A 13317-nucleotide genomic window follows, 5' to 3' on the forward strand; every position below is an offset into this window, starting at 1 on the left:
TCAGGAAAGGGTTACGATGAAATCGAGGATTTTGTCGGCCGTTTTTTCCTTAGAGCACAGAGGCAACTCCTTCACCTCGTCATGGGTTATCAACGTTACCTGGTTGGTGTCAACGGCAAAACCTGTGGTATTGCCTGAGATGGAGTTGGCACAAATGAGGTCGGCATGCTTCTTGATGAGTTTGGCACGCGAATTATCAATCAGATTCTCCGTTTCCATCGAGAAACCAACCAATGTCTGGTTGTCTCTCTTATGCTCTCCAAGCCAACCTAGGATATCCTGGGTGCGAGTGAGTTCAATTGATAGCTCACCATCGTGCTTCTTGACCTTTTGATCGGAATAGGTGGCTGGGGTGTAATCGGCTACAGCGCTACACATAATGATAACGTCATTATCAGTACTACGGCTGGTTACAGCCTCGAACATATCGGCAGCACTTTTAACTGGCACTAAATCGATACCGGTAAAGGGCTTTATGCTTACTGGACCTGAAACCAATGTTACGTCGGCTCCACGCAGACGGGCCATCTTTGCGATGGCATAGCCCATTTTGCCCGAAGAGCGGTTGGTGATATAGCGAACAGGGTCGATAGACTCTTGGGTAGGACCTGCAGTAATCAGTACCTTACGACCTTTCAGGTCCTGCTCTTTAGCCATAAAGGTTAGGATGTGCTCGATAATTACCTCCTCAGAGTTCATTTTTCCTGTCCCCGTATCGCCACAAGCCAAACGGCCTATGATGGGCTCGATGATGTGATAGCCGTAACCCTGTAGCTTGGTGAGGTTATCCTGTAGGATGGGATTCTCCCACATACCGGTATTCATGGCGGGAGCTATCAGCTTAGGCGCCTTGGTGGCCAGCATGGTGGTGGTGAGCATATCGTCGCAGATGCCGTGAGCCAGTTTGCCGATGACATTGGCTGTACAGGGAGCCACCACGAAGAGATCGCCTCGTTTAGCAAGCGATACATGTTTCACGTCGAACGAGAAATTGCGGTCGAAGGTATCGACAATGCACTTATTGTTGGTAAGTGTCTCGAACGTCATAGGGGTGATGAAGTGCGTAGCATTCTGAGTCATAATAACATGCACATCGGCATGGAGCTTTACCAGCATCGAAGCCAGATTGGCACTCTTGTAGGCTGCAATACCGCCTGTTACACCCAATACGATGGTCTTTCCTGTAAGCATCTTTTTATTTGGCTATTTCGCTATTTTACTGCTCTTTCAGCAGTCCGTGCTTCTCGTAATTAGCCTTGCGGACAATACGATTGTTCTCATCTACAAAGAGTACGGTGGGCTTGTGAGTCTTAGCCTCATCGGGAGTCATATAAGCGTAAGCCATAATGATGATTTTATCGCCTACGTTCACGCATTTTGCGGCAGCTCCGTTCAGGCAGATAACGCCTGAGCCCGCCTCGCCAGCAATAGCATAGGTCTCGAAGCGGTTGCCATTATCGATATCGGCAATCTCCACTTTCTCGTATTCCAGAATGCCCGACTCGCTCAGCAGGTTAGAATCAATAGTGATGCTACCCACGTAGTCGAGATCGGCCTGAGTTACTACAGCGCGATGTATCTTAGCTTTCAGTAGTGTGATGTCCATACCTTATTATATATTTACGATGAAATTGTCAATCAGTCGGGTCTTTCCGATATAAACAGCGATGGCAACAAGCACTTCGCCTTCAATCTTTGCTGTGCGCTGGATGTTCTCAAAGTCAACTACCTCAACATAGTCGATACGAGCCATTGGCTCAGTCTCAAGGTGCTGACGGATGATGTCAATCACCTTCTGTGAATCGCGCTCGCCAGCATCGATGGCCTCCTTGCCTTTCTTCAGGCTCTGTGAGAGGATGAGTGCGGCCTTACGCTCATCAGGATTCAGATAAGTGTTGCGGCTTGACTTGGCCAGTCCGTCGTCCTCGCGTACAATAGGGCAGGGAACAATCTCGAGTGGGAAGTTCAGATCGCGAACGAAACGCTTAACGGTAGCCAGCTGCTGAGCATCCTTCTGTCCGAAGTAAGCACGATCAGGGGTTACGATGTTGAACAACTTACCAACAACGGTGCAAACACCACGGAAGTGCACTGGGCGTACAGCACCACAAAGCAGTTCGGTTGTTTCGGTGGTATCGATAAACGATGTAAAGTGACCAGGGTACATCTCTGATGGCTCTGGGTTGAAGATCAGATTGCCACCAGCCTCCTCTACGGCTTTCATATCGCGGTTCAAGTCGCGTGGATAAGCCTCAAGGTCTTCGTTGGGACCAAACTGGATGGGATTTACGAATACTGAAACCACAGTGCGGTCGTTCTGACTGGCCGACTTGCGGATGAGGCTCTGATGACCCTCATGAAGAAAGCCCATAGTAGGCACCAGACCTACTGAAAGGCCTTCCTTTCTCCATTCTGCAACAATTTCTCTTACCTCCTTTACAGTCTTTACTACTCTCATATTACCTTTTTAAATAATAGTCTTTCTGTTTCTTCTTTCTTGAGTTGCTCCAAAACCTCGTCGCTAATGCTATAGGTCTGCCCCTCACCAGGGAAACTGCGGTTTTCACAGTCCTGCTTGTACTGACGGAATGCCTCGAGCATTACACTATGCAGGTCGGCATACTTCTTCACAAACTTGGGTACAAATCCAGCGTTATAGCCAAGCATATCCTGGTAAACCAGAACCTGTCCGTCGCAAGCACTGCTGGCTCCGATACCAATAGTAAGTGCATTGCTACGTTCTGTAACCATCTTGGCCAGTGCCTCGGGCACACACTCAAGGGTGATGGCAAATGCACCAGCCTCTTCTACTGCCTTAGCATCGGCTAACAGTTTCTGAGCCTGCTCAAGCGACTTACCTTGAACCTTGTATCCTCCCATGGCATTGACTGATTGTGGCGTAAGTCCGATGTGGGCCACTACAGGGATGCCAGCCTCGACAATAGCCTTGATACGATCAGCATATTCTACACCACCTTCTAATTTTACTGCCTGGCAATTGGTTTCCTTCATGATGCGACCTGCATTACGAACAGCATCCTCTACAGATGCCTGATATGACATAAATGGCATGTCGACAACAACAAAAGCCTCTTTGGCACCACGAACTACAGCCTTACCGTGATGAATCATATCATCAACAGTAACTGCCAATGTGTTCTCGTAACCCAGCATCACATTACCGAGCGAGTCACCAACTAAGATCATGTCGATTCCAGCCTCATCAATGGTACAGGCTGTATGATAATCATAAGCCGTCAGCATGCTGACTGGCTGCTTCCCCTTACGTTCAAGTAAGTCAAAAATAGATTTTCTCATTTCCTGAAATAGATTTCTTTGCTCTCTTCAAGGGTGCAAAAGTATTACATTATTTTAATATCAGCAAATTTTTTAGTTATTTTCTGTTGAAAATGGGGATTTGTTGACAAAAAGTAGTATCTTTGCGGCGTTTTTTAATTCGAATTAATTATGAAAATAGCTTTAATCGGCTACGGAAAGATGGGTAAGATGATTGAACAGATAGCCATCGACCGTGGTCATGAGATTGTAAGTATCATCGATATTGACAACCAGCAGGACTTCGACTCACCCGAGTTCGCCTCTGCTGATGTTGCAATCGAGTTCACAGCTCCACAGGCTGCATACGGCAATTATCTGAAGGCTTGGAGCAAAGGTGTAAAAGTTGTTTCTGGATCAACCGGTTGGATGAAAGAACATGGCGATGAGGTGCGTAAGGCCTGCTCAGAGGACGGCAAGACACTCTTCTGGGCATCAAACTTCTCTATCGGCGTGGCCATTTTCTCGGCTGTAAACCGCTATCTGGCCAAAATCATGAACCAGTTCCCTCAGTATGATGTTGAGATGGAAGAAACCCACCATGTTCATAAACTCGACCACCCCAGCGGAACAGCTATCACACTGGCTGAGGAAATTGTAGAGAATATCGACCGCAAAGAGGCTTGGAAAGAGGACACTACCGACAAGCAGTACCTACGTGTTGACCACATCCGTCGTGGTGAGGTGCCCGGCATTCATACTATCCGCTACGATAGCGATGCCGACCTGATTACCATCACCCATGACGCCCACAGTCGTAAGGGATTTGCCTTAGGAGCCGTACTTGCAGCCGAATACACCAGGGAGCATCAGGGACTGTTAACAATCTCGGATATGTTTAAATTCTGATTATGGAGAAGAAGAAAGAATTCAATCCTACAAAGCAGTGGGCAAAATTCATCGCCGTACTAGTGCTCTACCTGCTCTTTCTCTATTGGGTAGAAAGCTGGTGGGGACTGCTTGTAATACCTTTTATCTTTGATATCTACATCACAAAAAAGATAAAATGGCAATGGTGGAAGGAGGCCGAAAAGCCAGTAAAGTTTGTCATGTCGTGGATAGACGCATTAGTCTTTGCACTCGTTGCAGTCTATTTCATCAACCAGTTCTTCTTCCAGAATTACGTGATTCCATCAAGTTCGTTGGAGAAATCGCTGCTTACCGGCGATTACCTGTTTGTGTCGAAGGTGAGCTATGGCCCACGTATACCACAGACCCCATTGACAATGCCATTAACCCAACATACACTCCCCGTTGTTGAGTGCAAAAGCTATATCGAGTGGCCTCATTGGGACTATCGTCGTGTAAAAGGATTGGGACAGGTACAGCTAAACGATATTGTTGTGTTCAACTACCCTGCAGGCGACACCATCTGCACAGCCCTGCAGTATCAGACAGAATACTATAACCTGTGTTATGGATATGGTTACCCCAGCTATCCCAACATGCCTAATCTCGACTCGTTATCGGCCGAGAAACGACTGCAGGTGTTCAGCACCCTGTATGACATGGGAAAGAACGTGATCATGTCGAATCGTCAGGAGTTTGGCGAAATAGCCACACGCCCAACCGATCGTCGTGAGAACTATGTAAAGCGTTGCGTTGGTCTGCCTGGCCAAACTCTCCAGATTAAAGATCATATTGTATACCTAGATGGCAAGGCCAACAAGGAGCCAGACAATGTGCAGTATACATATAATATTAAGCTGAAGCGCCACTTCACCGAGGAAGAGATGGAAGAGTGGAACATTACTCGCGAAGAACTGGTATCGCTTAACAACAATGGATATATGCCGTTGACAAAGCGCGTAGTAGAGGAGATGAAGAAATGCAACGACTTGCTGGAGAGTATCTCATTCCATTACGACACCGAGGAGTGGAGTTTGTATCCACAGAACGGCAATATGCACTGGACTCGCGACAACTACGGTCCGATTTGGATTCCAAAGAAGGGCGAGAGCATAAAGCTGACACTCGACAATCTGCCAATCTACGAGCGATGCATTCGTGCCTACGAAGAGAATGATCTTCAGGTTCGCGATGGCAAAATTTTCATCAACGGCAAAGAGTCTAATCAGTATACTTTCAAATTGGACTATTATTGGATGATGGGTGATAACCGCCATAACTCTGCCGACTCACGTTACTGGGGCTTTGTACCCGAGGATCATATCGTGGGAAAGCCCATATTCATCTGGTGGAGCAGCGATCCTGACCGCAACGGATTCTCAGGCATACGCTGGAGCCGTATCGGCAACATCGTAGACAATATTAAATAAGGTAAAACCATGCAGGTTTTGCTCAGTACAACATACTTTGGCCCGGTGCAGTGGTATCAGAAACTGCATCGGGCTGACTTTGTGCAGATAGAAAAGTGGGAGAGTTTCCAAAAGCAGACTTATCGTAACCGCTGTCTCATTGCCACCACACAAGGTGTACAGGCTCTTACTGTTCCCGTGGTTCGTGGTGAATCTCCACTTATTAAGGACATCCGTATCAGCGACCACGGCAACTGGCGCCATCTGCATTGGAATGCATTACAAAGTGCATACGGAGAGTCGCCCTTCTTCGAGTATTATCAGGACGACATACGTCCATTCTTTGAAAAGCGCTGGGATTACCTGTTGGATTTCAACGAGGCCATCTGTCTAAAAATGTGCGAACTCATCGACATCCAGCCCAATATGGAATTTAGTTCCGACTATGCAGTTGAGCCAAGCGATAAGACAGACTATCGCATCGCAATAAACCCCAAGCACCCTGCACCCGATATGGATTTCACCCCAAAAACATATTATCAGGTCTACTCGGCAAAACATGGATTCCTGCCGAATCTATCGGTTATAGACCTTCTATTCAACATGGGACCTGAAAGCATTTTCTATTTGTAACTACCCAAAACAATAACAATGATACGTAAACTACTTCTAACATTATTATCAATATCAACACTGACTGCATCAGGCCAGTCGCACTTCTACACTTCGGAAAAACTGTCGAGTAACCAGATTACCCAGATTTGCCAAGATAAAGATGGGTATATATGGATAGGTACTGAATACGGACTGAACAAATATGATGGCTACCGTTTCACGAACTACCTACACGACAAGGCTAACCCTAATTCTGTTAGCAGCAATGTCATATCGCATCTGTTTCAGGATGCCAACGGCACACTATGGGTGGGCACCCAGATGGGATTGGACCGTTATGATGCATCCGAAAACAAATTTATCTCGGTAGAGATGAAGGGTGCTACAAGTATTCCACGTATTAACGCCATCACACAGGAAGACAAGTATCACCTTCTTATAGGTACTGCCGGCTATGGCTTATTCAGACTTGACACAAGAAATAACTCTACACAGAAAGTGGAAGGTTACGCTAAAGCCGACAATAACTACTTCAGCTATATCCATATCGATGAAAAGGGCTGTTTCTGGAAATCAGGATATGGAAATGTCATCTTACGACGCATGCTAAATGGAAAGATAGAAGAATTCCAATCGCCATACGGTACTGTAACAGGTTTTGTTGGCTATGAAGACGGTGTGCTGATGGTTTGTAATCATGGACTACTGTTTTATCGCGACGGTCAGATGATGACAGACTATCTGGATCCCGGTGAGCTACGAGGAAAAGATCTGCTATTACGTACGGCCAAGTGCGATAAGAACGGGAATCTATTCATAGGTACCATGGGTAATGGCTTATGGTGGGTTCCAAGAGGCGAGCATCAGATGAGACGTTACGACTTCCAGAATGCTTCGGTTGACCTTAACACAGCAACCATCTGGGCCCTGTTTCAGGATAATCAGGAAAACCTATGGATAGGCTGTCAGAAACGAGGATTATTGCTCATCCCCCAACATCAGTCACCATTCCGAACATGGAAATTTATCGATCAGCATATCACAACCGGCGGTTCACTCACCTCAATATGTGCAGGCGATAATGGCATAACATGGTGTGCCGTACAGAATAATGGTATCTTTGGTTTCGATGCTCAAGGACGCCTGGTGGCTCATCCTTCATCTCCCGAGGGTACATATCTTATTTATCGCGATGGAACGGGACAATTCTGGATTGGCACCAATACAGGTCTCTTCGCTTATAACCCTATCACTGGAGAATCAAAACAGAAGACTTCCTTTGAAAGCGGCTATATAAACACCATTACTGACGATGGAAATGGGCATATCTTCTATTCTGTGTATTCTAACGGTTTCTTTTCATACGATACACATAGTGGTGATTTGCGACATTTCAGCTTTTTCGATCCTGATGGTCCACGTGGGCGACTGCATAATGACTGGGTAACCAGATTAAAATTTGACAGTCGTGGAAAGCTCTGGATATGTACCGCTTCGGGTATCAACTGTTATGATCCTGTTGAAGATCATTTCCATCCATATGGTTGGGATGTGATTCTCGATTATAATGCCATCGAGACCGTATATGAGACTCACGATCGCAAGATCCTTTTTGGAACCAATACCGGACTATACGTTTACGATCCTCAGCAAAAAGCTGCAAAACCATTCCCCGATGCCAAGATTTTAAGTAATAAGGTTGTAGGTGGCATCATTGAAGACCAATTTGGCGATATTTGGGTAAGTACCACGATGGGTATCTGGCAATACAAACATACGGATCGTCAGTTTGTGGGATATGTCTATGGTAATGGTTTGGCAAGCCGCGAATACGTAAGCGGCGTATCCATGTTTACAGAAGACGGCAGGATATGGTTCGGATTCAGCGATGGTGTTACCTCTTTCAACCCAGAAGACTTAAAACAGGCCAACAACGATATCAGACAGATTCACCTAACGGGCATTTATGTGGGCGGCAAGGCACTACCTGGACAGAAACACTTTTCGCTCGATTTCATCGACAACACATTCTCAATGGAGTTCTCTTCGCTGAATTATGCCAATGCCGATAATGTGGTTTATGAATATCGCCTGAACGGAGCCCGCGAATGGGGACAGACCGAAGCTGGTCGTAATGTAGTATCGTTTACGCATCTTCAGCCAGGTTCATATATTCTAGAAGTAAGAGCCTATGATAACGGTGTATATACCGATACCGAGGTATATTACATCACCATAAAAGCCCCATGGTATCGTTCTTCATGGGCGTACATTATATATATTATGATGGCTTCGATTGTTTTTGGCTCGCTCATGTGGACCTATATCCGTCGTCGCCGTCAGGAACTTGATGAAGAGAAAATGAAATTCCTGATTAACGCCACCCACGACATCCGTTCGCCGCTAACGCTCATTATGAGTCCACTGCATAAATTACTGAAGCGTGACTTTGACCCAGAGATTAGAAACGATCTGAAAACGATTGAGCATAATGCCCAACGTGTTCAGAACCTGGTTAATCAGATTCTCGACATCCGTAAGATTGACAAGCAACAGATGAATCTTCAGTGTCAGCAAACTGACATGGTACAGTACGTAGGTAATCTGCTCAAGTCGTACGAATATACAGCCAAGGAGCGTGGTATCACATTCCGTTACTCGTCAAAACTAGACAAGTTGAATGTGTGGTTTGATCGTAAAGCAATGGATAAGATAGTGGACAACTTACTCTCAAATGCCTTTAAATACACCTACGACAATGGCGAGATAGAAGTGCGTGTATCTGAAGAAAAAGGAAAGAATGCAGTACTTCAGGTCATAGACAATGGCATGGGCATCAAGGGCGATCCACGCAAACTGTTTGACCGATTCTATCAGGGCAGCAGTTCTCGAAGCATGCACATAGAAGGCACTGGCATCGGACTTAATCTATGCAAGATGATGGTTGAAATGCACCATGGCACTATCGAGGCTGCTAATCGTAACGATGATCAGGGCAGCATATTCACAGCACGCATACCTTTAGGATGTGCTCATCTGAAAAAGGAAGAAATACTGATAGCCGAAGAGAAAGCAGCCAAGATAAAAACACAATCCAACTATCGTGTGATGATTGTTGATGACGATGAGGAAATTGGTAGCTACATTTCTCAAGAACTGGGCAGCTACTACCATATTACACCCGTTACAAGTGGTCGCAATGCTCTACGACTACTATTAGGCGCCGAACCCGGTAAGCAGTTCGACTTGGTAGTTAGCGATGTGATGATGCCAGAAATGGATGGCTTTACATTGTTGCGTATGATAAAGACCAATATGAACATCAACCATACTCCTGTGGTGATGCTCACGTCGAAAGCTGCTGTTGCTAATCGTCTTGAGGGTCTTGAGAAGGGCGCTGATGCATTCCTTGCCAAGCCTTTCGATATGGACGAACTGCACATGGTTATCAACAACCTGATAAGAAAAAATCAGCGACTGAAGGGAAAATTCTCTGGTGTACAACAGCAGAAAGACAAAGTAGAAGAGAAACAAGTAAAGGGTAACGACGAGAAGCTGATGGAGAAAATCATGAAAGTACTTAACGAGCATCTCGACGATAGCGAATTTAATGTTGACGCCCTTACTAAAGAGGTTGGCATCAGTCGTGCCCAGCTACATAGAAAGATGAAGGAAATGACAGGTCTGCCTGTCAGTGAGTTCATCAGAAACATACGTTTGGAGCAGGCAGTAAGACTGTTGGAAGAGCAAAAAATCAATGTAACACAGGTTGCATATTCCGTTGGATTTAGTAATCTAGCCCACTTCTCAACCGTTTTCCGCAAGCAGTTTGGAGTGTCTCCTACCGATTATTTAGAGCAAAAAGCACAAAAAAATCAAGGCTGATACAAAAATGAAATGAAACGAAACATACGTAGAAGCCACAATAAAAGAATCTGCCTACCTTTGCGGCAGATTTTTTTATTCTTAAAAATAATTATTAACTAACAAACCAAACGTATGAGTTTCAAAGCAAAGAAAACAGCCTTGTGTGTTGGATTGTGCTTCTTGGGCATGATCTCTGCACAGCAGGCTTCGGCAGCTACCGAATCAGTAGCTTCCGTACAGCAAACGAAGCAGGCTACTGGTCAGGTAAGCGACTCTCAGGGTCCACTGATTGGTGCCACGGTCATGGAGAAAGGTACTAGCAATGGTACTGTTACCGATTTCAACGGTAAGTTCTCTCTCAATGTTAAGCCGGGTGCAACACTCGTTGTATCTTATGTAGGTTACGTATCACAGGAAATCAAAGCTGGCGATAACGTACGCGTAAACCTTAAAGAAGACGGTCATGTAGTAAATGAGGTTGTAGTTATCGGTTACGGTACACAGCGTCGTGAGGCCGTTACTGGTTCTGTTGCCAACATCGGTGGCGAGAAGCTGAACCAGGTTGCTGCAACCAACGCTGCTCAGGCTCTGCAGGGCCGTGTAGCTGGTGTGCTGATGACACAGACAGGTTCTAAGCCTGGTGATGAGATGCAGATTCGTATCCGTGGTCAGCGCTCACTGAGTGCAAGTAACGACCCACTGATTGTGCTCGACGGTATTCCATTCATGGGTCAGCTTTCAGATATCAATCCTGCCGACATCAAGTCGATGGATATTCTGAAGGATGCCTCTGCAACAGCCATCTACGGTTCTCGTGGTGCTAACGGTGTTATCATCATCACAACTGTAAAGGGTAGCCAGGGTTCACCTGCAAAGGTTACATATAATGGTTATGTAAGCTTTAAGAAGGTGTTCCACAAATATCCTATGATGGATGGACCTACGTTCTCTAAGTTCCGTAAGTATGCTGGACAGTATCAGAATTCTCTGGACGAAGATGACAACACTAACACCGACTGGCAGGATCTTTACTATAAGACTGGTGTTAGTTACAACCACGACCTGAGCGTTGCTGGTGGAACCAATGGTGGTAGCTACAGCTTCGGTGCCGGTTATTATCACGACGAGTCAGTTCTTCCTACTGAGGGTTACGATCGTATTTCTATACGCGGTAACTTCGACCAGACTGTTGGCAAGTACTTCCGTTTCGGTTTGAGCACCAACAACAGCTATCGCAAGACTCAGGGAGTTAATAATATGTATGCTGTATTGAGCATGAGCCCTCTGGCAAGTCCTTACAATGCAGATGGTACTCTGAAGCGCTATATTAATATGCCTGCCGACAAGACAGTTGTAGTTACAAAGGACCTTTTGGAGAGTCAGAAAGATGTATGGCTCAACGAGAACAAGGGTATTGGCTCATACAACACATTGTTTGCAGAATTGAAGTGCCCATGGATTGAGGGATTGAGCTATCGCGTAAACGTTGGTCTGAACTTCCGTTCTTCTAAGCAGGGTGGTTTCACTGGAACAGGTGTTAATAACACTGAAGAGAGTGCGACTAACGGCGGATCTGTCTATGAGAACCAGACACGCAACTGGGCTGTTGAAAACCTGCTGACTTACGATCGCATCTTTGCTGAGAAGCATAACCTGAATGTAGTTGCCATGTACTCTGCTGAGCAGACTACTTATGAGCAGACCGGTGCTAGTGTTCAGGGTATTCCAGCCGACTACTTCCAGTACTATGCTCTCGACAAGGCTACTGGACAGTCAAATCTTACTGGCTATGGCTATTCTCAGAGCGGTTTAATCTCTTGGATGGGTCGTGTTATGTATTCTTATGATAATAAGTATATGCTTTCAGCCGCTGTACGTTCAGATGGTTCTTCACGTCTGGCTAAGGGCCACCAGTGGCACACTTATCCTGCAGTAAGTGCTGGTTGGAACATTGCTCGCGAAAGCTTCATGGAGAACCTCACTTGGATTGACAACCTGAAACTTCGTGTTGGTTATGGTGAGACCTCTAACCAGGCTATCGCTCCTTACTCAACACTTGGCGGTCTGGCTACACGCAATTATAACTTCGGACTTGATGAAGCTGGCCAGCAGTCTGGTTATTATGTAAACGCGCTGCCTAACACAGAGCTTGGCTGGGAGTATTCAAGAACTTGGAACTTTGGTCTTGACTTCTCACTCTTCAACGGCCGTCTGTCTGGATCGTTCGAATATTATACACAGCAGACCAGAGACATTTTGCTCGATGTATCTCTGCCCTTTACCTCTGGTGTAAACAGCTTTACCGGCAACATCGGTAAGACTCAGAACAAGGGATGGGAGTTCTCTCTGAACGGCATTATCATCGACAACAAGAACGGTTGGAACTGGGAGGCTGGTATCAATCTTTATCAGAACCGTAACAAGCTGACAGAATTAGCTTCTGGTCAGGATCGTGATGAGGGTAACCGTTGGTTCGTTGGCCATCCTATCGACGTCATTTACGATTGGGAGTATGTTGGTATCTGGCAGCAGGGTGAAGAAGCAGCTTTGAACATTCTGGAGCCAGGTGGTAAGCCAGGTATGATTAAGGTGAAGTACACCGGTGACTATGATGCAAATGGTCTTCCTACACGTGCAATCAACAACGACGACCGTCAGATTATGAGCATGGAACCAGATCTGATTGGAGGTTTCAATACAACTGTTGGTTATAAGAACTTCGACCTGACTGTTATTGGCGCCTTCCAGATTGGTGGTAAGTTGATTTCTGCCCTCCACTCTTCAGATGGTTATCTGAACATGCTCTCTGGACGCCGTGGACAACTTGATGTTGATTATTGGACAGAAGAGAATACAGGTGCTAAGTATCCTAAACCAAGTTCTGACCTGAGATCAGGCGATAACCCCAAATATGGTTCTACACTTGGTTACTTCAACGCAGGTTACCTGAAGTTCCGTACCATCACACTGGGTTACAACTTCCAGAACATTAAGGCCATCAAGGATCTTGGAATCAGCCGTCTGCGTGTCTATGCAACTGTTCAGAATCCATTTATTCTGTTCTCACCATACAATAACGAATGCGGACTTGATCCTGAAACAAACTCATGGGCTACCCAGAATACCGCTGTAGCAGTATCTGGATACACAGGCAAGCATAAGATGCCAATCGTTGGTTACAATACTCCTGCTACCCGCAACTTCTTGTTCGGCGTAAACGTTACATTCTAATAATCAATAA

The 13317-nt window shown here is 45.8% G+C and carries 9 protein-coding genes; 5 read left to right on the forward strand and 4 right to left on the reverse strand.

Annotation, left to right across the window (positions count from 1 at the left end):
* From coaBC to panB, 4 genes are read right to left on the reverse strand one after another with little or no spacing between them, the layout of a single operon-like run.
* Positions 1-1191 (reverse strand): bifunctional phosphopantothenoylcysteine decarboxylase/phosphopantothenate--cysteine ligase CoaBC, encoded by a 1191-nt coding sequence (coaBC, locus tag BUB86_RS13850; protein WP_073210544.1) that lies wholly within the window; start codon positions 1189-1191, stop codon positions 1-3.
* Positions 1192-1216: 25 nt separating this feature from the next.
* Positions 1217-1606 carry an aspartate 1-decarboxylase gene (gene panD, locus BUB86_RS13855; RefSeq protein WP_073210546.1) on the reverse strand — a complete coding sequence of 130 codons (390 nt, stop codon included), beginning with the start codon at positions 1604-1606 and terminating at the stop codon, positions 1217-1219.
* A 6-nt stretch (positions 1607-1612) separates the two neighbouring features.
* Entirely contained in the window at positions 1613-2458 is an 846-nt protein-coding gene (gene panC / locus BUB86_RS13860) for a pantoate--beta-alanine ligase (RefSeq protein WP_073210548.1), read from the reverse strand.
* Positions 2455-3318, reverse strand: a complete 864-nt coding sequence (panB, locus tag BUB86_RS13865; protein WP_073210550.1) for a 3-methyl-2-oxobutanoate hydroxymethyltransferase — start codon at positions 3316-3318, stop codon at positions 2455-2457. The genes panC and panB overlap by 4 nt, the downstream gene beginning before the upstream one ends.
* A gap of 150 nt (positions 3319-3468) precedes the next feature.
* On the opposite strand from panB, the gene dapB reads away from it, so the two are divergent.
* The 5 genes from dapB to BUB86_RS13890 all read left to right on the forward strand — a co-directional run bounded on the left by dapB (position 3469) and on the right by BUB86_RS13890 (position 13307).
* Positions 3469-4185: a 4-hydroxy-tetrahydrodipicolinate reductase gene (gene dapB / locus BUB86_RS13870; protein ID WP_073210551.1), complete on the forward strand. Its 717-nt coding sequence runs from the start codon at positions 3469-3471 to the stop codon at positions 4183-4185.
* On the forward strand, positions 4182-5615 hold the full coding sequence (lepB, locus tag BUB86_RS13875; protein ID WP_073210553.1) for a signal peptidase I: 1434 nt from the start codon (positions 4182-4184) through the stop codon (positions 5613-5615). Before dapB ends, lepB begins: the two co-directional genes overlap by 4 nt.
* Before the next feature lie 9 nt (positions 5616-5624).
* A complete protein-coding gene (locus BUB86_RS13880) occupies positions 5625-6227 on the forward strand; it encodes a WbqC family protein (RefSeq protein WP_073210555.1) in 603 nt (200 codons plus the stop codon).
* An 18-nt stretch (positions 6228-6245) separates the two neighbouring features.
* Positions 6246-10094 carry a two-component regulator propeller domain-containing protein gene (locus BUB86_RS13885; RefSeq protein ID WP_073210557.1) on the forward strand — a complete coding sequence of 1283 codons (3849 nt, stop codon included), beginning with the start codon at positions 6246-6248 and terminating at the stop codon, positions 10092-10094.
* Between the two features lie 168 nt (positions 10095-10262).
* Positions 10263-13307: a SusC/RagA family TonB-linked outer membrane protein gene (locus tag BUB86_RS13890; RefSeq protein WP_410543947.1), complete on the forward strand. Its 3045-nt coding sequence runs from the start codon at positions 10263-10265 to the stop codon at positions 13305-13307.
* Positions 13308-13317: the final 10 nt, after the last annotated feature.

It is taken from the genome of Xylanibacter ruminicola (assembly GCF_900142525.1).
Lineage (GTDB): Bacteria > Bacteroidota > Bacteroidia > Bacteroidales > Bacteroidaceae > Prevotella > Prevotella ruminicola_A.